Source organism: Pseudophaeobacter sp. A-200-2, assembly GCF_041008815.1.
Lineage (GTDB): Bacteria > Pseudomonadota > Alphaproteobacteria > Rhodobacterales > Rhodobacteraceae > Phycobacter > Phycobacter gallaeciensis_A.
In genome coordinates this window covers 1-22,965 of the sequence record NZ_JAXGFU010000002.1, presented here as the reverse complement: position 1 = coordinate 22,965, position 22,965 = coordinate 1, and the positions used below count along the sequence as shown (strand labels likewise).

Here is a 22,965-nt window from a genome sequence, read left to right as displayed (position 1 = left end):
GGGGATGAGGTCTGCCGAGATGCGCAGTATCCAGCGCAAATTCACAACCGAAAAATACCGTGATGGCGAAGCACTGGCCTGCAAGGGTGTGGATGCGCCCTTCATGGGGATCGTCCGGTCCGGCATGCTGCGCGAGGACAGGCCGACGCCGCAGGGTCGCACACATCTGCTGGCCCTGACTTTTGCCAACGAAGCGCTGGCGCCGCAGGGCTGCGTCCGTGCCAAATGCACGCTGACCGCCGTCGGTGAGACCGAGGTCATGACCTGCGACCAACGCACATTCGAGGAACTGGCCAGCGCCATTCCCCGGCTGCAGCTGAACCTCTTGCATCTGATACAGGACCAGTTGGCACAGGCGCAGGACTGGCAGCTGCTGTTGGGGCGCAAGACTGCCAGCGAACGCGTGGCCTCAATGCTGGTCTCCTTCCATCAGCGCCACGGGCGACCGGACGAGATGCACCTGCCGATGAGCCGCGCTGATCTGGGACAGTTGACCGGCCTGACGCTGGAAACCGTCTCGCGGCAGATGCGGGCGCTGGAAAAGGCGGGGCTGATTGCCATGCCGCTACCGACCCGCGTCCGCGTTCTGGATGCCGTAGCCCTTCACGAGCTGACCGGCGATGCGCCTGCACGCGTCGCCGCCTGACCTTTTCATGACACAGGGAGAAACCATGAAACTTGCACTGACAACCTGCCTCGCCACGCTGCTGACCACCGCCGCATGGGCCGAGATCACCATCACCGACCTGCGCGACCGCACCCTTACGCTCAACGCTCCGGCGGAACGCGTGCTGCTGGGGTTTTACTACGAGGATTACCTCGCTGTCGTCGGCGACGGCGCGGTGGACAAGCTGGTCGGCCTGTCGCGCGGGCCTTGGGCCGACTGGCGCCCGAAACAATGGGACGCCTACACGCAAGTCTTTCCACAGCTGGCTGAGCTGCCCGATGTGGGCGACACAGAAAACAGCACCATGTCCATCGAGGCCGCCATCGCCGCAGACCCGGATCTGGTGATCCTTGCGGGCTGGCAGTACGACGCGCTTGGTGAAAGCGCGGCGCAGTTCGATACGGCGGATATTCCCGTACTCGTACTCGACTACAACGCCCAGACGCTTGAGGCGCACCTGGCCTCGACCCGCGCGCTGGGGATGGCGATGGGCACTGAGGAGCGCGCCGAGACGCTCGCGACGCTCTATGCCGAGATGACAGCAGACACTGCTGCGCGGGTAGAGCAGTCAACTGAGGCACCAAAAGTTTATGTCGAGCTGGCGCAGAAAGGGCCGGACGAGGTCGGAAACTCCTATGCAGGCGGCATGTGGGGCGGAGTTATCGACCGGCTCAAGGGGCAGAACATCGCCAATGGCCAGATCGAGAACTGGGGGCCGCTGTCGCCGGAATACGTGCTGTCCCAAGCGCCCGAGGTGATCCTTCTCTCCGGCTCTGAATGGCTGAACCGTCCTGCCTCGGTGCCGATGGGTTTTGGCGCGGACAAGGCGCTGGCGAACGAACGCATCGGTGCCTATCTCGGTCGCCCCGGCTGGTCAGACCTGCCCGCAGTCGAAAACGGCAAGGTCTACGGCATCTATCACGGCGGCTCGCGCACGCTGTCGGATTTTGCCTATTTCCGTTTCCTTGGAAAGGCTTTGCATCCGGCAGCCTTTGCCGATGTTGACCCGCAGGCCGAGCTGGCGAAGTTCTACGCCGACTGGCTGCCGATCACGCCCGAGGGCACCTTCATGATGCAGGCGGAATGAGTATCGCGGTAAGTGAAGGGAGCGGTTTCGACCGCACCCGCATCACCCGGATGGGGGCGGTCTGTGCCGCCCTCACCATCCTGGCGGCCCTGATGGTGGTGGACCTTGTGACCGGTCCCGCCGGTCTGCCTTTGTCCGATGTCCTGAAGGGCCTGCGCGATGGCCCGGATGCAGAGAACCGCCGCCTCGCGACTATCCTGTGGCATCTTCGCATGCCGCAGACCCTGATGGCTGCACTGGTGGGGGCTGCCCTGGGGATCGCCGGACTGATGATGCAGACCATCCTCAATAACCCTCTGGCCAGCCCCTATACGCTGGGCTTTTCCGCCGCTGCCGGTTTCGGAGCCGCACTGGTGATCCTGTTCGGTACGGCACTGCCGGTGGCGATGTGGATCGGCGTACCGCTCGCGGCCTTTGCCGCCACGCTGGTCGCAGCTGGACTTGTCTACCTCGTCGCACACCTGCGCGGCGCCTCGCCCGAGATGCTGGTGCTGGCGGGCATAGCGGTGCTTTTCCTGTTCCAGTCACTGCAATCGTTGCTGCAATTCATGGCGGCCCCCGAAGTGCTGCAACAGATCGTCTTCTGGCTGTTCGGCAGCCTGCTCAAGGCGACCTGGACGTCGGTGCAGGTTTTGTCCGCGATCCTTGCCGTGACCCTGCCATTGATCGCCCGTGACGTGTGGAACCTGACCTCACTGCGCCTTGGCGAAGGCAATGCTGCAAGCCTTGGCCTGAACGTCGAAGGGTTGCGCCTGCGGGTACTGGTGATAATCGCGCTTCTGACTGCCGGTGCCGTCAGCTTTACCGGCACCATCGGTTTTGTCGGCCTGATCGCCCCGCATGTCGGGCGCGCTCTGGTGGGCGAAGATCACCGTTTCGGCCTGCCGATGGCAGCGATCATGGGCGCTGTGGTGCTGGTCGCCGCCTCCGTCCTGGGCAAGGTCATCTCGCCCGGTGCGGTCATTCCGGTGGGCATCATAACCGCCATCGCGGGTATTCCGATGCTGCTTGCAATCATCCTGCTGAAAGGGCGCACATGAGTTTGGTTCTGGAGAATTTCACCGTTGATGCCGGGCGCCGCCGCTTGCTGCGGATTGACAGGCTGGAGCTGCCCTCGAGCGGGCTCGTTGCGGTAATTGGCCCAAACGGTGCAGGCAAATCCACCCTGCTGAAGGTTCTTGCCGGGGTTCAGCGCCACGGCGGCACCAAGGCGCTGGACCAGACCTGGCCTGCGCCTGAACGCATCGGATTCATGCCACAGGATTTTACCGTGAAGGCAGCCATGAGCGTCGCGGAATGTGTGCTGCTTGGGCGGCGCGAAAGGCTCGGTTGGCGCATCACAGCGCGGGAGCGCGCCGAAGTTGCCCAGATGCTGGAGATGTTAAACCTGTCACACCTCGCCGATCATCGGATGGATAGTCTGTCAGGGGGCCAGCAACAGCGCGTTCTTCTGGCGCAACGCCTGATCCGCGATCCCCGCCTGCTGATCCTCGACGAACCCACCAGTGCGCTGGACCTGCACCACCAGCTCGAGGTGCTCGAACAGTTGCAAAAGCTTGCGCAGAGCAGACTCGTGCTCGCGGCCTTGCACGACCTGACCTTGGCAGCCCGTTATGCGGATCAGACGGTATTTCTTGAAACCGGCAGGCTGGCCGTGGCTGGACCAACCTCACAGGTTCTGCGGTCGCCCTGCCTGGACCGGGCCTATCACATCGACAGTGAGATTCTCCGTGATCGCGATGGCGGGCCAGTCTTCGTCGCGCACCAGGCTCGGTCGCCGAAATGTTGAAGTATTGTAGATCAGCGCTCCCAAGTGTGAGCCCAAGACGCCGAAGGTTTGATCTAGCAGGTTGTCAATCTCGACGCGGCAGATCACTCAGATACCGCATGTACCCGCCGCACTAGCCTTTACCCTGCCGCATCCTTTGGTCGCGCTTTGAAAATGCCTTAGGGGTCTCGCGAAAACAGCACTTTCTCCGCGTCCGAAAGCCCACCCCATACAGCACCCGCGAATTCACGCTTGCCTCATCAACGCACCACAGGCTCCCCAATGTTTTCCTCAGCCGTGTTTCGCGCCAAATCCTTCAGGATGGGGCAATCCGGGCGGTGATCTCCCGCGCAGGCATGCACCAGTTGATCCAGCGTGTCACGCATCGACTGGAGCTGAGTGATCTTCTCGTCGATCTGGGCCAGATGCTCTTCGGCAATGCGCTTGACCTGCGCGCTTTCCCGGCCCTCGTCCTCGTATAGCGCCATCAGCGCCCGGCAGGTTTCAATGGTAAAGCCAAGCGCGCGGGCGCGGCCGAGGAAGGCCAGCTTGTGCAGGTCCTGTTCACAAAAGCTGCGATACCCGTTCTCGCTACGCTGCGGGTAGATCAGGCCAATATCCTCGTAGTAGCGGATCGTTTTTGCGGGCAGTCCTGATCGCCGTGATACGTCACCGATATTCATTCCAGCCCCCTGTCATTCCGCCGGAACATGCGCGTTGCTTGCGCGGGCGCCGCTGGCCCCGGCTTTTTCATCCATGGCCGGTGCTACGCGGCGCAGGCGCAGCGCGTTGGTCAGGACAAAGACCGACGACAGCGCCATCGCCCCTGCCGCCAGCATCGGCGACAGCAGCACCCCGAAGGCGGGATACAGCACGCCCGCCGCAACCGGCACCAGCGCGGTGTTGTAGCCGAAGGCCCAGAACAGGTTTTGGCGGATGTTGCGCATAGTGCGGCGAGAGACCTCGAAGGCGTTGACCACACCGCGCAGATCGCCCGACATCAGGACCACATCAGCGCTTTCGATGGCCACATCCGTGCCGGTACCGATGGCGATGCCGACATCGGCATGTGCAAGCGCAGGCGCGTCATTGATGCCATCCCCGACAAAGGCGATCTGGCGCCCTTGCCGCAACTCATCGAGCGCCGCGACCTTGCCGTCGGGCAGAACCCCCGCGATCACGTGGTCGATGCCGGTTTCGCGGGCGATGGCTTCGGCTGTCTCGCGCTTGTCGCCGGTGATCATGGCGACTTTCAGCCCTTTTTCGTGCAGCGCAGCGATGGCCGCGCGACTGGCCGGTTTCACCGGGTCGGCCACGCCGATCACCGCCGCAAGCCGCCCATCAACTGCCGCGTAGAGCGCGGTACGCCCGCGTTTGGCAAGCTCGGTCTCCTGCGCCGACAGCGCCGCCGTATCGATGCCTTCGCGGGCCATGAACCGGTCGGCGCCGACCATCACCTGCGCCCCGTCCACCATGGCGCGCACGCCGTGGCCGGTGACCGAGGTGAAATCGCCCGCCTCAGCGCGTGGTGCGCCCTCGGCGCGGGCGGCGCGGACGATGGCTTCGGCGATCGGGTGCTCCGAACGTTCCTCCACCGCGGCGATTTTGGACAGCACCTCCGCCCGTTCAAAACCTGTGGCGAGAACAAGGTCGGTCAGTTCCGGGCGGCCCTCGGTCACGGTGCCGGTCTTGTCCAGCGCCACGACCTCGACCGTGTCCAGCTGTTGCAGCGCGTCGCCCTTACGGAACAACACGCCCATCTCAGCGGCGCGTCCGGTGCCCACCATGATGGAGGTTGGCGTGGCCAGGCCCATGGCACAGGGGCAGGCAATGATCAGCACCGATACACCTGCGACCAACGCCAGCGTCAACGCGGGCGAAGGGCCGAAGATCAGCCAGACGAGGATGGTCAGGGTCGCGGCGGCCATCACCGCGGGCACGAACCACAGGGTGATCCGGTCAACCAGCCCCTGGATCGGCAGTTTGGCGCCCTGCGCCTCTTCGACCATGCGGATGATCTGGCTGAGGGTGGTATCACCGCCAACCCGCGTGGCGCGGAACTGCAGGCTTCCTGCGCCGTTCACGGTACCGCCGGTGACGGCATCACCAGCGGTCTTTTCCGCTGGAACCGGCTCGCCTGTCAGCATGCTTTCGTCGACGTGGCTGCTGCCTTCGATCACCTCGCCATCCACGGCAATGCGCTCGCCCGGGCGGACGACGATGATGTCGCCCTGCACCAGCTCATCGACAGAGACCTCGGTGCTCTCGCCGCCCCGCATCACGCGGGCGGTACGCACCTGCAGCCCCAGCAGTTTCTGGATCGCAGCGCCGGTGCGCCCCTTGGCGCGCGCCTCAAGGAAGCGCCCCAGCAGGATCAGCACGACGATGACTGCTGCCGCCTCGAAATAGACCGCACGCACCGCGTCCGGCAAAAGCGCAGGCAGGAAGGTTGCGACAACGGAGTAAAGATAGGCCGCCCCGGTACCCACCGCGACAAGGCTGTTCATGTCCGGCGCGCCCTTCAGCAGCGCGGGCAACCCTTTGAGATAGAAAATCCGACCCGGCCCGATCAGCACCAGAGTCGTCAGTGCGAACTGCAACAGCCAGCTGGTCTGCTGACCGATGGTGGCGTTGATCCAGTGGTGAAAGGTCGGAAACACATGGCCGCCCATCTCAACCACAAAGACCGGCAGCGCGAGGGCGGCGGCATGGGCCATGCGCCGGGCAAGGCTGCGGGCCTCTTCGGCCTTGCGGGCTGTGCGATCCTCACCGCCTGCCGCCTCTGCCACGGTCGCGGGATAGCCGGCGTCCTTGCTGGCCGCGATCAGTTCGGCGGGGGTGACCGCGCCTTCGGCATAGCGCACGGTCGCGGTTTCAGATGCGAGATTTACATTGACGTCAAGCACGCCCGGCACCGCCTCCAGCGCCTTGTCGACGCGCCCGACGCAAGAGGCACAGGACATCGATTCCACATTCAGCGTCACCGAGGCCACCCGCGCCGGGTAACCAAGCTTGTCGAGCGCGGCGATGGCGTCTGCGATGCGATCCGGATCGTCGGCGACCAGTCGTGCGGTTTCAGATGCAAGGTTTACCGAGACGTCATGGATGCCCTCAACCGCCGTCAGGCCGCGGTCCACGCGCCCAACGCAAGAGGCACAGGACATGCCTTCGACGGACAATGTAACAGGGGTTTGTTCGGGCATGACAGCCTCCTCGATTCTGTGTGGCTGTGCCTTACATGGTGGTTCTAGTCACTGGAAGGTCAAGGGCGCGTCAAAATTTTATCACAGGTCAGATCACGTCTTGACCTTCCCCTAACTGGAAGCCCCATCTCTCGCCCTGCAACCAAACCAGAGAGGGTTCGAAATGGAATTCAAGGTTCCGGACATGAGCTGCGGCCACTGCACTGCCGCCATCGAAAAATCCGTCAAGGCCGCCGATCCGGCCGCCACGATTGCCTGCGACCTCGGCGAACGCCTGGTGAAGATCGACAGCGCACTGTCGGCTGATCAGCTTGCCGCCGTGATCAAGGACGCTGGCTACGACTCGCAGCCCGCTGCCGCCTGATCCTGTCCCGCGTCGGCCCCCTCCGGCGCGGGATCCCCATTATTCGGCGCGGTCCCGGGCTGTGCTCACCAGTTCAGAAAGCTGGTCCTTTTCAACAAATCCCGGCACCAGCGCATCCCCGACAACGAAGGACGGCGTTCCGTTGAAGCCGAGCGCCTGGGTCAGACGCATCGATGTGGCGATGTGTTCAGCCACTTCCGGCGCCTCCATGTCTTTCTTCAGCTGCTCAAGATCCAGCCCGACCTCTTCGGCGACGCGCAGGACCGTGGCCTCCTGGGCACGGCCCTTGATCGCCATCATCGCCCAGTGGAATTCTTCATATTTGCCCTGCGCCCGCGCCGCGAGCGCAGCCTTGGCGGCAAAGACCGAGCCGTCGCCAAGGATGGGCCATTCTCGGTAGACAAGTCGGATATTGGGATCTTCCTCGATCAGCGCCCGGACCTCGGGTTTTACCCGGCGGCAATAGGGGCAGTTGTAGTCGAAGAACTCCACCACGGTTACATCCCCCTCCGGATTGCCGAGGACCGGCGCATTCGGATCGCGTTCAATCAAGTCGCGCTGGCTGCGCAGCACCTCTGCCTGAGTTTCTGCCTGTGCATCCGCCTGTTGTTTTTCCAGCAGAGCAACGGCCTCCATGACGATCTCGGGGTTCTCCCGTATCGTCTCCAGGACCAGCTCCCGGACGCGGGCCTCGTCGAGTTCCTGCGAGAGTGCGGGTATCGGCAGCAACGTGGCCATCGCCAGTGCAAGGATCGGTGCCTTAAGGGTCATGTCAGTTCTCTCCATTTTCCGCATTGGTTCGCGCTTTCTGTGCTTCCTTTACATGCTCCGGCCAGGTGGACCGAATATAGCCCAGCACGTTGCGGATCTGCTGATCCGTCAGGCTGTCGCCAAACCCCGGCATGCCGCTGTCGAACTCCATGCCCTGCTGGGCCATAAGGGCCTTGCCGCCCAGCTTGGTATAGTTGAACAGCAGGCTGTCCGAATGATGCCAGGTGTGCCCCGTTTCATCATGCGGGGGGGGCGGGCAGACGCCCGTCGGGGCCGCGTGTGCGCCAGTCCGGCTGGCCTTCCAGCTGAGCCCCGTGACAGGCAGCGCAGGCTTCGGTGTAAAGGGCCTCGCCCTCGGCAATGTCCAGTTCCTCGGCGCCGGAGGCCACCGTCGGATCCTGTCCTTGCAGCATCCAAACGCCGCCAGCCACTGCCACTGCCAGCACGGCGATGATGACTTGCCCCCTCATGTGACCCGCGCCCATGTCTTCATGCCCGAGGCCGCATGGGTTAGCATGTGGCAGTGCAACAACCTGTCACCGGGATTGTCGGCGGCAAAGGTAATGGTGCGCGTTGCATCCACATCGTTCATTCGGCCGCTCCCCCATCAGCGTCGAACAGATAGGTGGCGATGGCTTCACGGTCCTTTGGAGTCAGGAACCGGGTGCCTTCGCGGACCACCTCGGCCATGCTGCCGCCAAAGGCATCGCCTGATGGCGTCAGGCCCGTCTGCAACGCGTAGGACAGCGACGAGACAGTCCAGCCGTTCTTGGCTAGATCAGCGGCCCGGATCGAGGGTGCCTTGCTGCCGCCCGGCAGCGCGTCATTGCCGGCAAAGGCTGCGTCAGGATCGCGGCCCCCCGCCAGATTGCGCGGCGTATGGCAGGCCCCGCAATGGGCCGCACCGCGAACCAGTTCCCTGCCCCGGTTCCAGGCCGCACTGCGCCCCGGCAGCGGTTCCGTCCCCGGATCGTGGAAAAACGCGGCCCGCCAAAGCTTCAGTCCCCAGCGTTGATTGAAGGGAAAACCGACCGCATGATCCGGCGCGGCCTCAGGCACCGGTGCCACGGTCTGAAACGCTGCCCACAGATCGGCGATATCCTGATCGGAAAACTCGGCGTAGAAGGGGTAAGGAAAGGCCGGGAAATAGGGTTCCCCATCTGGTCCGATCCCCTGGCGGATGGCTTTTGCAAAACTCTCGGCAGTCCAGCCGCCGATGCCTTGTTCGGGATCGGTGGTCAGGTTCGGCGGATAGAAGGTGCCGAATTCCGTCTTCAGCGGCGCCCCTCCGGCCAGCGGGGCGCCGCCCGCTTCGAAATTCGAATGACAGGCGATACAGCCGCTGGCACGTGCCAGGTAAGCACCCCGGTTAACGTCGCCCTCCGTCGTGATCGGCTTCGGAGCGCTGCCGACCGGCCACGCGATCACCGCGGTCAGGACAACGGCAACACATGCCGCCGCCTCGCCAGACAAAAATGCGACCCGGCGCATGCTCAGTGGTCTTCCGCCCGGAACCGGGAATGACAGGCCGAGCAGACCTGTGTCGTCATCGCAAAGGCCGCATCTACAGGCATCGCGGCGATATCTTCTGCACGCATCATCCCGGCACCGCCGCCCATCATACTGGTGCCTGACCCCATCATGGATCCGTTGCCCATCATCGACCCCGATCCCATTCCGGAGCTATTCCCCATCATCGACCCTGCGCCCATTCCTCCGCCACCAGCGAGGCCATTCCCGGCAGCGCCCTCCAGGCCCTCGGCGTAGATTGCCAACTGCCGTGCCAGCGCCGCGAACCGATCCCAGTCTGACCAGACCGCATCCTTGGCCTCAGAAGGGGCACCGCCAGACCCTTTCGGGAAAAGATCGGTCAGGGCCTCGCCTGCGTGTTTCTGGAAAATCCGGGCTGTGTTGCGCATGGCTGCGGCATCATAGGTCCTCTCGCCGCGCATCATCGGGGTGACCGCCTTCACGGCATCCCCCATCGCTTCCATCGATTCCATCCGATTCCTGACGATACCCTTGGCATTGCCGTGCGCAAAGGCTGCGACTGCTGTGCCGGTGATGACGATTGCTGCCAGAATGGGTGTTGTCTTCATCGTATCAATACTCCGTTGATGCTGAATTTTGCTGCCCTTGGAGATCAAGAACCCAGGAGCATCACTCGATCCCGTTCGCACGTTGCAGTTCACGCACGTAGGCAATGACCATCTTAACATCACCCGGCGTGACCCCCTCGACCGGAGGCATATTGCCAAAGGGCCAATGATGGGCGCGCACCCCGTTCTGCGCAGCCAGGATAAAGGCCATGTCGGAATGGTGGCTGGGTTCATAGACCTTATGCACCAGCGGCGGCGCAACCCCGTTCTGCCCTGCTGCGTTTTCCCCGTGACAGTCGGCACATTTGGCTTCGAAGATGGATTTTCCAAGCTGGGCATTGCCAGAGAGTTCTGTCGGCAGCGCGACCGTTGCAATCGGAGCGCCAAGGGCAAGCGCGCCCGTGTCAGGCGACGCCATCGAATGACCGGCCGGTGCGGCCTCGGGTTGCAGGTACTGCCAGCCACCGACTCCGATGCCCCCAGCCAGAATGACGGCTACCACAACAGTCAACTTGTTCATTTCGTGTCTTTCTTTCGCTTTTCCTAGTGCAGATGAGGCCCGACCTGCGTTCCGGCGGACGCTCTTTCGACTGCTTGGGGCGTGCCTGCCCTCTGCCTGCTTTGAATAAGTGAATATCGAAGGCACCCCATGCGGCAAGCTGGGACGGCCGCAAGAAATGTATCGGTTTGTATCCTTGACCAGATCCGGCGGCGGAACGGCCTGACGAGCACAGCTTTTCGGGAGCATGGTCACATCTATGCTGGCGAAAAACCAATCTAGCGACCCTGGCCGCAACCGGGTTCTATGACACGCATAGGGTCGGCCTCAGCGGTCCTGCCTCCTAGATCTGCGCCCGGCCTGTGCTGTTTGAGCGTTTGACCTGATGGGTCCGGTCATTCCTCAAGCGTGGCCTTGCGACGGCGGAATTCATCCTCATCGATTTCGCCCTTGGCGAGCCGTTCCCGCAGGATATCGAGCGCATCGGAGGACCGGGCGCCACCCGGGCGACTGTCCCTCAGCCAATGCACAGCCAGCACGATCAGGGCGATGACAACGCCCCAGAAGACCAGCATCATCAGCCCGCCGAATACGCCATAGCCGCCGCCCCACATCATATGCCCGTCCCAGTGGCCTTCGGGATCTGCCATTGCTGTTGAGGCGAAAAGGCCCGCAGTAGCAGTCATACTCCAGAGTTTCAGGGTCATCTTTCTCTCCTTTCATCGGGTGTTTCTCCGGCAAGCGGGATCGTCACGATGGCACGTAACCCGCCTGTTTCACGGTTCCTGAGGATGATGTCGCCGCCATGCGCCTGGATGATCGTCCGCGCAATCGACAGGCCCAGCCCATGCCCCCCGGTTTCCAGCGATCGCGACGCCTCAAGCCGGTAGAACGGGTCAAAGACTTTCTCGGCCTCGTCCTCCGGAATGCCGGGGCCGTTGTCGTCAACCGTCAGGACAACAGTATCGCCCACGCGCTGCCAGCCCACCGAGGCGCCGCCGCCATAGCGATTGGCGTTTTCGATAAGATTGCGCAGCGCCCGCCGGATGGCATTGGGCCGCAAGCGCGCCTTTGTGTCAGGCCCGGCGCCAAGATCGAAACCGCCTGGTATGTCGGCGCGCAAGGCCGAAAGAAAATCATGCAGTTCTATGGTTTCAGGGCGTTCGGATCCGGTCAGCCCTCGGGCAAAGGTCAGCGTTGCATCGACCATGCCCTGCATTTCCTGTACCGAGACCACAAGGCTGTCGCGGGTTTCCTCATCATCGACCATCTCGGCGCGCACCCGCAGGGCGGTCAGCGGTGAGCGCAGGTCGTGCCCCAAAGCGGCAAGCATCCGCGTGCGGTCCCCCACAAAGCGAGTCAGGCGGTCCTGCATCCGGTTGAAAGCACGGGTAAGATCGCGCACCTCGCTTGGGCCTGCGACGGGCAGTTCGACCACATCTTCGCCGCGTCCAAGACTGTCGGCCGCTCGGGCCAGCCGCCTGAGGGGGCCAGTCAGGCGCGCCATCACGAACCAGATTACCACGACCAGCAATACCGCCGCCGACAGGGCGAAGGTCAGCATCGAATAGAGCGGCCACTGGATCGGAGGCCGTTCAAAACGAGTGCCCACGTTCAGCCATTGACCGCCACGGATCGCGATAGAGAGGTTCATCTCCACCGCCGTCAACTCACCCCGCATCATCGCCATATGCATGTCGGTCATTTCCGGCGACAGGTTGGGCAGCGGCATCAGTTGCCCTTCGATCTGGTGCAACTCGACGTGGATATCCCGGCTGTAACTGTCGTCCAGCAGCGTGCGGATACGGGCTTCGACAAGACCGCCGTCAGAATGATCCATGTGCTGGACCGACGCGATATCGGCCAATTCGAAACGCACCAGCGGCGAGTTCGCGGCCCGCAGGATCGAAGCATGCAGATCGGGAGGCGCTTCCTCGATCAGCCGCGCCACGTTTGCCGCGCGCCCGGCGGCTTCAAAGCCAAGCGCGGCGCGGATCGCGAGGCTGCGTTCATCCGCGAACAGGAACAGGCTGAGCAGTAGCGCTGCGACCAGTGCCGCAACGACCAGCAGGGTTAACTGCACCCGCAGCGACATCCGGCGGCGTAATATCACGCCTCCTCCTCCACATCCGTGGCCAGGCAGTACCCGCCGTTGCGCACCGTCTTGATGATCCGGGGGCGCAGGACATCGGGCTCGATCTTGCGTCGCAGGCGGCTGATCTGGTTGTCGATGGTGCGATCCAGGGGACCGGCGGTCCGCCCGGCCGTGAGATCAAGCAGTTGATCGCGGCTCAGCACCATGCGCGCCCGTTCCAGCAGGACCACCAGCAGCCGGAATTCCGAACTAGTCAGCGGGATTTCATCTGCGTTGTCATCAATGAGGATCTGCCGGTCGGTGTCGAGCACCAGATGTTCGAACCGCACCCTGTGCCCCGCCAGCCGCCCGGCCAGAGGGTCCTGCCGCCTGCTCCGCCGCAGGACCGACTTGATCCGGGCCAACAGCTCGCGCGGATTGAATGGCTTTGCAAGGTAATCATCTGCACCGATCTCAAGACCGGAGATACGGTCGCTCTCTTCGCCCAGCGCGGTCAGCATGATGACTGGTACGGTGCCGTCATCGGCCAGCCTCCGACAGGCCGACAGGCCGTCTTCACCGGGCATCATCACGTCCAGCACAACCAGATCGAAATGCCCCGCCGCAAGCTGCACGTCCATATCGGCGGCGTCCTTGGCCGCTGTCGCCCGCATCCCGTTTTTTTCAAGGTAGCGCGTCACGCTTTCACGGATCTGCGCGTGATCGTCGACGACAAGGATATGCGGCTGGGGTCCCATGCTTTTGTCCTACCGGAAAGACCGTTTGAATTTCACCATCGCAATTGTAGCGGATTGTATCAGACAGTCGGCTTACGACAGACCGTTACAATTCTGATGATGCGACGGCCTTTCATTCTGCGCAATCATCCCAAGGTGATGGGTATCGACCCGAACCAAAGGAGGATTTCATGCCGACATTTGTAAAAACCGCAAGCATTCTCGCCGTTTCCCTGCTCACCGCCGGCGGCGCTCTGGCCGACAGCCGCCATCACGGAGGCAATACGGGCGGGGCACATATGGGGGATGAGAAGCCTCAGATGGAGGGCAACCGCCACGAGATGATGATGAAACACATGATGCATAAGATGATGCAGATGCACGGCGGCGGCGCCGAACGGCACGGCATGTCCCGGATGGACCGCGACATGATGCGGACCATGATGGGGGCGGACATGATGGATGGCATGCCTGGCAAAAAGATGCAGGCGGGCCTGAAAGACTATGACGCCGACGGTGATGGCACCCTGTCCCTTGACGAATTTTCGGTCTGGCACGCCGCGATGCTGCGCGAGACGATGGTAGACCGTTTCCAGCATCTGGATGCGGATGGGGATGGCGCCATCACCTCTGATGAAATGAGCGCCATCGCCAATCGGATGAAACGGATGCACGGGAAAGGCATGCATGGGACAGGCATGGGCGGGCATCAGATGATGCAGGGCATTTCAGAACAAGAGTAATCCTGCATCGGCGCCTTTACCTTGGGTCCGGTCGCATTGGCCGGGCCACTCCCCTGTCGCTCGGGAACCGTTCGATGCGCCCTCGGCACGACCGCCGTCTGAGTGACAAGCCCGACGAAAAGACAAGACATGACCAAGCACCGCGAACAGCGAAGGCAGCGCAGCCTCGGAACCGTTGCCGCGACCTTGCGCTACACCCAGGCAGGAGAGGGTGATGCGGTTCGCGCGAAGACCAAAGCTTCAGAAGATCCGTGCGCAGAATGCCCTTCCATAAAACCTGCCATACTCCTTTCAATCAAGATGTCTCATTCTGTTCATGTTCGGTGCAATTTGCCAGATGCCTCCCAGCACCAGCTAATAATTTACCCACCGCGCCAAGCACCTGCGCGGTTATTCCTGCTAGGCATAGGAAAGCTATTAAGGGCTTTTTACTTTGGAAAAAGGAAGGTGAAGTTGAACCTGGCACCCCAGCCTTCTGGGCCGTTCCCGGGTGATGCGGCCCAGTACCTGACACCGCCCCCTATGGACACGGGCTGCGAGCCAATCGTGAAGACCTGTGTCACGACAACACCGATTGGAACTGACCATTCCTTGACCTCCCAGTCGTAAGTTGCCTCGGTCTGCAGAGCGTAGCTGGTCCCTGTAGGCGTAGTGTAAGAGAGGAATGGGTTTAGAAACGTTGAGTTGATCTTAGTCCCTGGATTGTCGTCAAGCGACCTGAGGTGGTTGGCAAGGCCGCCGTAGGTCCAGGGACCCCGCTGGCGGAGAGCCACGGCTGTTGGGCCTGCAGCAAAGGTGTCGGCAGACACCCCGTCCCCACCAGTGGGGTAGAGAAAAACCGGACCGGCCCCCCAGATCCAGCCCCCCGCCGTTGGTACCTTCGGTGACAAGAAAAAGCTCTGGACAATGTCGCCGACGCCATTCTGGTTGATGCCAGGTCCATCCAGAGAGACGACGGGTATTATCGTGCGCGTTATCAGGTTCAAGTCATCCCCAAGATCAAAGGGGATGACCGGTTGGATGTTCAGGAGATACCGATCAGTATGGCCGTCATAGCGATCGTAATTGAACTGAAGCGGTACGCTGATCAGATCTGCGACCGGATTGGCGAGTTGCTTGGCGAGGTCATCTGTGTCCTGCGAAAGGACTCTGCCGGGGATTATCAACGCTGTTATTGCGGCGAATAGCCCGGTCAATGACATCCTTCTCCATCCGGGGTGAAAGCTGCCATCGGTATGTCGCGCCTGGTCAGTACGGAAGATATCGATCCTCATAATCAATCCTCTTATTGGACAATGCGCCATGCGGGAAAATTCCTCTGGCCGCCTGCTATTAGGCTACCTGAGCTGAGTGCAACAAATCGCGGCATTGGAGCAGACAAGAGACAATGCCGCGCCCTGCTGGCGATCACATGAAGTACTTTGGAAAACAGCTTGAACGTGTTTTGAGCTATTGGCGTTGATTTGCGTCAAAACCACCAATCGAGAACACTGCTATTCTGCGAATGATTTTTATGGGGCATAAGCGCAATGAAGCTGCCTTCTCATTTTCTAGGGACGCTTTGTTCAGGACGCCGCACGTCGCCTCGCATGCCCGTGCTGACGAAATTCCGTTCACAAAGTAGGCTCGCGATGGCTGCGCCGTCGAAGATGTGCATTGTTGGCGTGAATGCCTACAGTTGGCGAAAGCCTTCGCGATCCCGCCATCTTTTGGCTAGTCTAAACGGAGCGCTGGAACCAGGTTGCAGCAGATCGGGTCGTGATATCTGGCACCTCGGAGCCTTGGAGCTCGTCGCAAGACCGCAGCTGAACCGCTGCAATATTGTGCAAGACCGACTTTTCCTTCCTGCAATGCCAACAACTTTAACGGACCGAAAAGGAATGAGCCCATGACCCAAGACAAGTTTGGTTGCCCGTGCTGCAGTGGCACCTTTGGAAAGTTGTTTGAAGTGAGCCGAAACGTCAGCAAGCTGAAAGCCGCGGCTGAGAGTGGCACAGGCTGGTCCTGCAACTGGGGTATCAACTGGACCAGCATGGGGCGTCGGGATTTCATGAAGACGAGTGCCGCCGGTGTAGGGTTGGCAGCCGTTATGGGAAGGGGCGCCAGAGCGCAGTCGCAGTCAGTCACCGTCTTCACCAACGGCAATGTGCTTACCGTCGATGATGATTTCTCCGAGGTCGAAGCGATTGCTCTTCGCGGTAACCGTATTCTGGCAGTGGGAACCGACGGTGAGGTTCGCGCAGTGGCTGGCGCGGATGCCAAGATCGTCGACCTTGAAGGTAAGACTGTCTTGCCCGGCTTCATCGATGCTCACTCCCATGTTATTTCCGGTTCCGTGGTGGACTCCATCATGGACTATGTCGGCATGGCCCGCTTCACGACCGCCGCCGAAGTGCTGGACCACATCGCAAAGCGCGCAGCGGAAACGCCTGCGGGTGAATGGCTGGTTTTCCGCAACTTCGACCCTGCGGTTCAGGAAGGACCGGATGCGCTGACCTTTGCCGAGCTGGATCCAATCTCAACCGAGCACCCGATTTTCGTTTTAAACGCCTCGGGGCACCTGGCCTATGCCAACTCCAAGGCCTTCGAAGTCTCCGGGATCCCCAATGACATCGAAAATCCTTCGGGCGGAGAGTTTGTCCGCGATGCTGAGGGTAACCTGAACGGCTTCATGAAGAACAACGTGGCGTTCCTGCAGGTTGCCTCGCACTACCCGGGCATGATGGAGGCCGATCCGGTGGAAGGCCTGATTGGGCTGTTGGAAAAATGGGGCGCGGTCGGCCTCACGACGGTCTCGGAACTCAGCCTTGGCGCGCTAGCGCAGTCGCCTGCGGACGCGCAGGTGATGGCTGCAGCGGCGCAATCCGGGCGCCTCAAGGCGCGAATCCGCGCCTATCCTTTCTATACCTTGGGAACCGAAGCCTGGGACGAGGCGGGTATCCATCAGGGGGACGGGGATGCCATGGCCCGCATCGCGGGCTTCAAACTGGTGGCAGATGGCTCGAACCAGGGGTTCACCGGACTGCAGCGCGAACCATACCTGAACAGCGAAGACCGGGGCCTTGCCTATATGGAACCTGATGAATTGACCGCAATGGCGCTTGAGCGGGCCGGGAAGGGCTGGCACCTTGCGATCCACGGCAATGGCGATGCGGCGATCGATAATGTGCTGGACACCTGTCAGGCGCTTGTTGATGCTGGTGTCGACATGTCCCGGGTCCGTCCGCGGATCGAGCATTGCTCGATACTTCACGACGACCAGATCGAACGGATGCAGCAGCTCGGTGTGTCGGCGAGCTTTCTGATCGGTCACGTTCACTACTGGGGCGTCGCGATGCGTGACGAGGTATTTGGGGAGGAAAAGGCGCAGTTGCTAGACCGATGCCGAAGCGTCGAAGAAGCCGGGGTTGGTTTCACTCTGCATTCGGATTTCATGGTGACCGACCCGAACCCGCTGCACATGATTGAGATGGCCGTCACCCGGCGCACCTGGAAAGAGCCGGATTACATTCTGGCGCCGCAGGAGACGATATCGGTTGAATCTGCGATCCGGGCGCTCACCTCCGAGGCCGCATGGCAACTATTTTCCGATCACGAGGTCGGCAGTCTTGAACCGGGCAAGCTTGCCGACATGGTCATCCTCGAAAAGGACCCGCGCGATGTACCTCCCGACGCTATCAAAAACATCAGCGTTCTCGAAACCTGGATGGATGGTAGAAAGGTCTACTCGTCCTGAACGCATCACCAAGCATTTTGGGCCCGCTCCTTTGGTCTTCATCGTCCTGCCCCTCGTTTCCAAGTTTTTTATTGACCTCGCCAATGTACTGCTCGTTGGCGTGTTTGCCGCTCTTTAGCTGGTCAAAGCGATGGTTCTGATGTCCTGTGGATCGAACAGCCTGGTGCGACTGGCGCTTCGGCCAGCAGACACGCAGCTGGGCCTGTTGACGGAATGGGCACCGCCCCAGTTTCGCAAGCAACCGACACTGGCTAGGTTTTGCGAAAGATCAGTTCTGCAGCCGCGCGTTGGCACCAAGGACAAAGTTGGATGACTAAGAGAATCCTTTCACTAATCTTCGGCCCGATTTCAGTTCCTTGCCTTTTGCTTGGCCTGTTGTTCTTCGCGGCCTCTCTGACGCCGTCCCTGATTCCACGTGGCCCCGAGTTGCAGGGCGTGCTTGGCGGGTTGGTCACGGCGCTCGGATATCTGGTCGGCCAGATCGTTGCACTCATGTGGAATGCCGGTGACCTGCCGCGCTTGTCGCGCGGTCCGGCGAATGTGCTGATCTGGATCGTGTCCGGAACGATTGTTGTGATGTTCCTGTGGGTTTTGGCTTCCAGTCTGACTTGGCAGAACGATCTCCGCCAGAAAATGGGGATGGAGCCAGCCGACGCTTTGCACCTCGCGTGGATCTCGATCATTGCGGCCGCGACACTCGTCTGCACCTTTGTGCTCGGGCGGCTCGTCGCATCGCTGTTTCGGCTGATCCGGGCGCGCTTCTATCGGGTGATGCCGCCACGAAGGGCGAATGTGTTCAGTCTGATCGCAGTCGTACTGATCCTCTTCTTGGTCACACGAGATGGCATTCTGGACCGGACCATCGCAGTCCTTGATGAAAGCTATGAAGCGGCGCAGGCTCTGTTCGATGACGCCCCGCCACCGCCGACTGATCTGCGGAAAACCGGAAGTACGGCCTCCTTGATCGACTGGAAGGCAATCGGAGAGCCGGGCCGCGATTTCATTATGTCGGGGTCTGATGCGGAAGACATATCGGCATTCACAGGACGGCCAGCGCGCGATCCGATCCGGGTGTATGTCGGCCGTGCCAATGCGGCCACGCCCCGCGAACGTGCGGAATTGGCACTGGCTGAACTGCGCCGTCTGGGCGCCTTCGAGCGTGAGGTTCTGATCGTGGCGAGCCCCACCGGAACCGGTTGGATGGACCCTGGGTCGCATGATCCGGTCGAATACATGCACAACGGTGACATCGCCACGGTTGCCGTACAGTATTCGTATCTACAGTCGCCACTGGCGCTGATCCTTGAGACCAGTACCGGTCTCGAGCAAGCTACTGCGCTTCAGGAGGTTGTTCACCGGTACTGGAAAACACTTCCAGAGGGCGCCCGTCCGCGGCTCTACATGCATGGCCTCAGCCTCGGTGCCTGGTCCTCAATGCATGCAACCAATCTTTTTCGGCTTCTGGACGACCCGATTGATGGGGCTTTCTGGGCAGGTCCGCCGTTTCCCTCGAATTTTTGGAACTACGTCCAGAAACATCGCAATCCGGGCAGTTCCTGGGTTTTACCGCAGATCGGAGATGGTTCGCTGGTGCGCTACGCTTCACGCACCAGCGATGCGTCCGGGTCACCTTCCGCCTGGGGCCCTATGCGCATTGTCTTTCTGCAGTATTCCAGTGATCCGGTCGTCTTCTACGATCCGGCGTCTCTTTGGCGTCGACCTCAATGGATGCGTGACCCGCCCGCGGATGATATGTCCAAGCACTTTTTCTTTATGCCTATAGTGACCCAGTTTCAGTTGGCTTTGGATCTGGCGCTGTCCTTCGGCTCGCCGCCCGGGCACGGCCATGCCTACTATGCACAGGACTATATCGGCCCGTGGGTGCAGGTTACCGAACCCAAGGGCTGGACAAGCGGCGATACCCAACGTCTGAAAGCGCATTGTGACAACGGGTTTCAGAGAGGCTGTTCGAACTGAAATGTGCCGACTGCTTGGGACAAGCACTTCGTTGGCGTGGCCAGTTCAGGCAAGCCGATTGGCGCCACCGCACTATTCCGCCAAGGCAGAGAGCGTGGCGCTTCGTTTGCTTCCATGTCGGGTTCGGATATCCGTTTTCCATTTTCCGCACTTCGCTCACGCGTAAGCGAAGTGCGGAAAATGGACATTGCCAATCCGTCCCCATCGTCAAATTGGCAACTCTTTGCTTGGCAGCTGTGCCAAGTGTGGGCCGTTCTCACCCGTAACGCACCCTACAATCCACATTGCGCCTAGGGGGACAAACAGGCCGGTTGGTGAAGGGACGCGAATGATTCAGAGTTGTGCTATGCCGACCTTGGCGCGACTGTGTCCCTGGCCGACCACGCAAAGGGGGGCAAGATGCTTCAGCTTTATTCCGCGATTTGGCGCGTAAGCGCTCCGCGCCAGATTGTACTGATCCTGCTTTCTCTGTCCATAGCCGCACTCGCGGCCGCGCCGCTCAAGTTTCAGCAGGACATCGTGAACCTTCTGACCGAAGGCTCTTTTGACACGTCGGAGCTCTTCATTCTCGGGGGCGGCATGATGGGCGTGGTCCTGCTCAGCCTTGGCCTGAAGTGGCTTATGGGATACCGATCTCAGATCCTTGGGGAGGACGTCATTCGTCTACTTCGCAGCAGACTGCTGGATGGGGCCGTCAGTGAACAAGGAATAAACGGTCGTGTTCGCACCGGCGCACTGTCGACCGCGATTTCGGCCGAAGCCGAAGAGCTTGGCATGTTCACCGGGTCCGCCATCTCGGAACCGGTGATGCAGTTGGGGACCTTGATCAGCGTGATCGGCTTCATCGCATCAACGCAACCCGTGCTGGGTGTCGTAGCGCTTTCGATGCTGGTTCCGCAGATCGGGATCGTGGTCTTCTCTCAGAGCAAGGTGAACATGTTGCTAGCCAAGCGGGTGAAGATCCTGCGGCGCGCGGCTGACCAGCTGACAGAGACTGATCTGCGCGCCGCCGTGACTTCGGTGAAGGAAGACTTCGACCGAATCTATGAAACCAGACGCACCATGTTTCACTGGAAGCTGTCGACGAAGTTTATTCTGAGCGCCATCAATGGTGCAGGCACGGTCTTTGTCTTCATGCTGGGCGGAGTGCTTGTTCTTGAGGGTAGAACGGATGTCGGCACGGTCGTGGCCGCGACCCTAGGATTGAGTCGACTGCAAGCGCCGACGGCATTTCTGATCGCCTTTTATCGCCAGGTCAGCGCTAATCGCGTGAAGTTCGAACTGCTTCGTACGCTGCCTTTAGGACAGGCTGCAGCAAGCACATGAGCATTGTGGGCTGCGGGGAACAGCCCAAAGCAACCATTCAGCCAGCGCCCTTACGCAGCTGGTGTTTGGCATTCTTGTTGAGGCAAAAGGGTCAAGAAAGGTGGAACGAACCGAGATCAAAGTCCCGCCTCAGTACCACAGTCTAATGTTGAAGCGAACAAAACTCACATCGCCCTTTTAGGGTGCGGTCCGTGTTTGGATTCTACACGGTGGCTGCTGCTCGTTCACATACAGATTTGCTGGACTTCGCCTGTCGGTAGTCCGCCCATTTTTCTACAAGCTTGGAGATTTGATATGATACGTACGATCACCATGGCCGTCGCCATCGGATTGATGTCCAATATTGTTTCAGCAGAGGAACGTTACGATCTGGTCATCACCGGCGCGCGCGTCGTCGATCCCGAAACGATGCTGGACCAAGTTCGCAATATCGGCATTTCTGGCAACGAGATCGCCATCGTAACACCAGAAGCGATCAGCGGTGCTGACGTGATTGACGCCAGCGGGTTGATCGCCGCTCCGGGTTTCATCGATTTTCATGCCCATGGCCAGGACCCCTACAGCGAGAAGGTTTCCATCTTCGACGGTCGCACGACACAAATGGACCTTGAAGCGGGCGCCCTGCCGCTTTCGGACTACTATGAAGCCAAGGCCGGAATCTCGCTGGCGAATTATGGAGCGTCGGTTGGCCATGCTTCTGCCCGTCTATTGTTGGTGGATGGCGTAGAGTCCCACGGCAGCCCAATGATGACCCACGCTCTGCAAAAGGCGGGTAAGACTGGCAATCAATGGTCCGTCAACCAAGCCACGGATGAACAACTGGATCAGATCGATGATTTGGTTACGGACGGAATTCATAATGGTGGACTCGGGATTGGCGTCATGGTCGGATACTATCCATCCGCCCGCAGTGAAGGCATCGCTAGGATGGCGCGCGTTGCGTCTGACAACCACAGTTTCCTAACCACTCATCCCCGCTACCTTAGCAACATCGCCCCTAGTGGAGTGTTAGGGCAGCAAGAATTCATTGCCTTGTCGATGGCATATGACGTGCCACTGGTATTGCACCATATTCCGACAAACGCCCTATCCGATACAAAAGCCGCGCTTGCCATGGTTGACCGGGGCAACGCGAATGGCGCGAAGATCCTGGGAGAAGCCTTTCCCTATGTGAAAGGTTCAAGCTTCATCGCCGCAGAGATCCTCTCTCCGGGGTGGCAGGAACGGACCGGCATGGACTATTCGGATTTGATTTGGGTCGAAACCGGGGAAACGCTGACCGAGGAGACTTTCAACAAATATCGCGCCGAACGTCCCGATGGCTTCTTCGTGATGGAGCACATAAAAGAACCCGACATGATGGCCGCCATCTTGCACCCGGACATCATCATCGGCAGCGATGGTATGCCTCTGGTTGATGATGACGGGCATTCATTGCCTTTTGACGCACCATTCGGAGCTGGTCTTGGCCACCCACGCAGCGCAGGCACGTTTGGCAAATACCTCAGGATCGCGATCGACGATGGCACCCTGACCATGCCGCAGATCATCGCCAAAACAGCCTATTTGCAGGCTGAATTCCTTGAGCCTTTCGCCCCGTCAATGGCAAAACGTGGTCGGCTTCAAGCGGGAACATTCGCTGATATCACTATCTTCGATCCAGACGAAGTGAATGGAATGGCAGGGTACGACGCTGGGACGAACAGCCTCGCCTCCAAAGGCTTCGTACATGTTATTGTCAACGGACATCCGGTGATCCGTGATGGAGAATTGAACGCGGATGTTCATCCCGGTGACCTGCCCCCCGAGGCTCCCTTATTCATAACGAGAGTCTGCGGGTCTGGTTTTCATATTCTCCGTCGTCTGATTGGGCAAGCGCGCCGGGCGCGGAGCCCTCAAATTGCTCAAGCGTCC

Annotated in this window: 20 protein-coding genes and 2 pseudogenes; 10 read left to right on the top strand and 12 right to left on the bottom strand. The window is 60.7% G+C overall.

Annotated features, from left to right (window positions below):
- Window positions 1–19 precede the first annotated feature (19 nt).
- Genes SM766_RS02645 through SM766_RS02630 form a run of 4 tightly spaced genes read left to right on the top strand, consistent with a single transcriptional unit; the run spans window position 20 to window position 3,543 of the window.
- Complete coding sequence (locus SM766_RS02645) at window positions 20–646, top strand: Crp/Fnr family transcriptional regulator (protein ID WP_368946826.1); 627 nt, start codon at window positions 20–22, stop codon at window positions 644–646.
- A gap of 25 nt (window positions 647–671) precedes the next feature.
- Complete coding sequence (locus SM766_RS02640; protein WP_368946825.1) at window positions 672–1,754, top strand: ABC transporter substrate-binding protein; 1,083 nt, start codon at window positions 672–674, stop codon at window positions 1,752–1,754.
- Window positions 1,751–2,794 carry a FecCD family ABC transporter permease gene (locus tag SM766_RS02635; protein WP_368946824.1) on the top strand — a complete coding sequence of 348 codons (1,044 nt, stop codon included), beginning with the start codon at window positions 1,751–1,753 and terminating at the stop codon, window positions 2,792–2,794. The genes SM766_RS02640 and SM766_RS02635 overlap by 4 nt, the downstream gene beginning before the upstream one ends.
- Entirely contained in the window at window positions 2,791–3,543 is a 753-nt protein-coding gene (locus SM766_RS02630; RefSeq protein WP_368946823.1) for an ABC transporter ATP-binding protein, read from the top strand. The genes SM766_RS02635 and SM766_RS02630 overlap by 4 nt, the downstream gene beginning before the upstream one ends.
- A gap of 239 nt (window positions 3,544–3,782) precedes the next feature.
- Here SM766_RS02630 and cueR read toward each other — a convergent pair whose 3' ends face one another.
- Together cueR and SM766_RS02620 are read right to left on the bottom strand one after the other, a co-directional pair.
- Entirely contained in the window at window positions 3,783–4,205 is a 423-nt protein-coding gene (gene cueR / locus SM766_RS02625) for a Cu(I)-responsive transcriptional regulator (RefSeq protein ID WP_368946822.1), read from the bottom strand.
- A 12-nt stretch (window positions 4,206–4,217) separates the two neighbouring features.
- Entirely contained in the window at window positions 4,218–6,725 is a 2,508-nt protein-coding gene (locus SM766_RS02620) for a heavy metal translocating P-type ATPase (RefSeq protein ID WP_368946821.1), read from the bottom strand.
- Between the two features lie 163 nt (window positions 6,726–6,888).
- Between SM766_RS02620 and SM766_RS02615 the strand changes: the two genes are divergently transcribed.
- Window positions 6,889–7,089 carry a heavy-metal-associated domain-containing protein gene (locus tag SM766_RS02615; RefSeq protein ID WP_065271053.1) on the top strand — a complete coding sequence of 67 codons (201 nt, stop codon included), beginning with the start codon at window positions 6,889–6,891 and terminating at the stop codon, window positions 7,087–7,089.
- A gap of 39 nt (window positions 7,090–7,128) precedes the next feature.
- Here SM766_RS02615 and SM766_RS02610 read toward each other — a convergent pair whose 3' ends face one another.
- From SM766_RS02610 to SM766_RS02570, 9 genes and pseudogenes are all read right to left on the bottom strand, one after another.
- Window positions 7,129–7,860: a DsbA family protein gene (locus SM766_RS02610; RefSeq protein WP_274832323.1), complete on the bottom strand. Its 732-nt coding sequence runs from the start codon at window positions 7,858–7,860 to the stop codon at window positions 7,129–7,131.
- A gap of 1 nt (window position 7,861) precedes the next feature.
- Window positions 7,862–8,273: pseudogene (locus tag SM766_RS02605) on the bottom strand (c-type cytochrome).
- 53 nt (window positions 8,274–8,326) lie between these two features.
- Window positions 8,327–8,434 (bottom strand): annotated as a pseudogene (locus SM766_RS02600) (multicopper oxidase domain-containing protein); the annotation flags it as partial.
- Window positions 8,435–8,448: 14 nt separating this feature from the next.
- Window positions 8,449–9,351, bottom strand: coding sequence for a c-type cytochrome (locus SM766_RS02595; protein ID WP_368946820.1), 903 nt, complete (start codon window positions 9,349–9,351; stop codon window positions 8,449–8,451).
- 2 nt (window positions 9,352–9,353) lie between these two features.
- A complete protein-coding gene (locus tag SM766_RS02590) occupies window positions 9,354–9,959 on the bottom strand; it encodes a c-type cytochrome (RefSeq protein ID WP_368946819.1) in 606 nt (201 codons plus the stop codon).
- 61 nt (window positions 9,960–10,020) lie between these two features.
- Window positions 10,021–10,479 carry a c-type cytochrome gene (locus SM766_RS02585; protein WP_368946818.1) on the bottom strand — a complete coding sequence of 153 codons (459 nt, stop codon included), beginning with the start codon at window positions 10,477–10,479 and terminating at the stop codon, window positions 10,021–10,023.
- Between the two features lie 374 nt (window positions 10,480–10,853).
- Window positions 10,854–11,165, bottom strand: coding sequence for an SHOCT domain-containing protein (locus SM766_RS02580; protein WP_274866713.1), 312 nt, complete (start codon window positions 11,163–11,165; stop codon window positions 10,854–10,856).
- Window positions 11,162–12,553: an ATP-binding protein gene (locus tag SM766_RS02575; protein ID WP_368947110.1), complete on the bottom strand. Its 1,392-nt coding sequence runs from the start codon at window positions 12,551–12,553 to the stop codon at window positions 11,162–11,164. The genes SM766_RS02580 and SM766_RS02575 overlap by 4 nt, the downstream gene beginning before the upstream one ends.
- Before the next feature lie 14 nt (window positions 12,554–12,567).
- On the bottom strand, window positions 12,568–13,290 hold the full coding sequence (locus tag SM766_RS02570; protein WP_274829666.1) for a response regulator: 723 nt from the start codon (window positions 13,288–13,290) through the stop codon (window positions 12,568–12,570).
- Window positions 13,291–13,460: 170 nt separating this feature from the next.
- On the opposite strand from SM766_RS02570, the gene SM766_RS02565 reads away from it, so the two are divergent.
- Window positions 13,461–14,012, top strand: coding sequence for a calcium-binding protein (locus SM766_RS02565; RefSeq protein ID WP_368946817.1), 552 nt, complete (start codon window positions 13,461–13,463; stop codon window positions 14,010–14,012).
- 428 nt (window positions 14,013–14,440) lie between these two features.
- Here the strand turns inward: SM766_RS02565 and SM766_RS02560 are convergent, their stop codons facing one another.
- Window positions 14,441–15,286 (bottom strand): transporter, encoded by an 846-nt coding sequence (locus SM766_RS02560; RefSeq protein ID WP_368946816.1) that lies wholly within the window; start codon window positions 15,284–15,286, stop codon window positions 14,441–14,443.
- A gap of 674 nt (window positions 15,287–15,960) precedes the next feature.
- Here SM766_RS02560 and SM766_RS02555 point away from each other — a divergent pair.
- The 4 genes from SM766_RS02555 to SM766_RS02540 all read left to right on the top strand — a co-directional run.
- Entirely contained in the window at window positions 15,961–17,748 is a 1,788-nt protein-coding gene (locus SM766_RS02555) for an amidohydrolase (RefSeq protein ID WP_368946815.1), read from the top strand.
- Between the two features lie 309 nt (window positions 17,749–18,057).
- Window positions 18,058–19,725 carry an alpha/beta hydrolase gene (locus SM766_RS02550; protein WP_368946814.1) on the top strand — a complete coding sequence of 556 codons (1,668 nt, stop codon included), beginning with the start codon at window positions 18,058–18,060 and terminating at the stop codon, window positions 19,723–19,725.
- Between the two features lie 399 nt (window positions 19,726–20,124).
- A complete protein-coding gene (locus SM766_RS02545) occupies window positions 20,125–21,051 on the top strand; it encodes an ABC transporter transmembrane domain-containing protein (RefSeq protein WP_368946813.1) in 927 nt (308 codons plus the stop codon).
- 294 nt (window positions 21,052–21,345) lie between these two features.
- The coding region (locus SM766_RS02540) for an amidohydrolase family protein (RefSeq protein WP_490363343.1) at window positions 21,346–22,965 on the top strand (1,620 nt) is incomplete at its 3' end.

Coding starts and splice junctions, on each gene's coding strand:
- SM766_RS02585 (WP_368946818.1), bottom strand. CDS start 10,479: ATGAACAAGTTGACTGTTGTGGTAGCCGTCATTCTGGCTGGGGGCATC.
- SM766_RS02575 (WP_368947110.1), bottom strand. CDS start 12,553: ATGTCGCTGCGGGTGCAGTTAACCCTGCTGGTCGTTGCGGCACTGGTC.
- SM766_RS02630 (WP_368946823.1), top strand. CDS start 2,791: ATGAGTTTGGTTCTGGAGAATTTCACCGTTGATGCCGGGCGCCGCCGC.
- SM766_RS02635 (WP_368946824.1), top strand. CDS start 1,751: ATGAGTATCGCGGTAAGTGAAGGGAGCGGTTTCGACCGCACCCGCATC.
- SM766_RS02560 (WP_368946816.1), bottom strand. CDS start 15,286: ATGAGGATCGATATCTTCCGTACTGACCAGGCGCGACATACCGATGGC.
- SM766_RS02580 (WP_274866713.1), bottom strand. CDS start 11,165: ATGACCCTGAAACTCTGGAGTATGACTGCTACTGCGGGCCTTTTCGCC.
- SM766_RS02550 (WP_368946814.1), top strand. CDS start 18,058: ATGACTAAGAGAATCCTTTCACTAATCTTCGGCCCGATTTCAGTTCCT.
- SM766_RS02565 (WP_368946817.1), top strand. CDS start 13,461: ATGCCGACATTTGTAAAAACCGCAAGCATTCTCGCCGTTTCCCTGCTC.
- SM766_RS02615 (WP_065271053.1), top strand. CDS start 6,889: ATGGAATTCAAGGTTCCGGACATGAGCTGCGGCCACTGCACTGCCGCC.
- SM766_RS02620 (WP_368946821.1), bottom strand. CDS start 6,725: ATGCCCGAACAAACCCCTGTTACATTGTCCGTCGAAGGCATGTCCTGT.
- SM766_RS02590 (WP_368946819.1), bottom strand. CDS start 9,959: ATGAAGACAACACCCATTCTGGCAGCAATCGTCATCACCGGCACAGCA.
- SM766_RS02640 (WP_368946825.1), top strand. CDS start 672: ATGAAACTTGCACTGACAACCTGCCTCGCCACGCTGCTGACCACCGCC.
- SM766_RS02545 (WP_368946813.1), top strand. CDS start 20,125: ATGCTTCAGCTTTATTCCGCGATTTGGCGCGTAAGCGCTCCGCGCCAG.
- SM766_RS02610 (WP_274832323.1), bottom strand. CDS start 7,860: ATGACCCTTAAGGCACCGATCCTTGCACTGGCGATGGCCACGTTGCTG.
- SM766_RS02645 (WP_368946826.1), top strand. CDS start 20: ATGCGCAGTATCCAGCGCAAATTCACAACCGAAAAATACCGTGATGGC.
- cueR (WP_368946822.1), bottom strand. CDS start 4,205: ATGAATATCGGTGACGTATCACGGCGATCAGGACTGCCCGCAAAAACG.
- SM766_RS02570 (WP_274829666.1), bottom strand. CDS start 13,290: ATGGGACCCCAGCCGCATATCCTTGTCGTCGACGATCACGCGCAGATC.
- SM766_RS02595 (WP_368946820.1), bottom strand. CDS start 9,351: ATGCGCCGGGTCGCATTTTTGTCTGGCGAGGCGGCGGCATGTGTTGCC.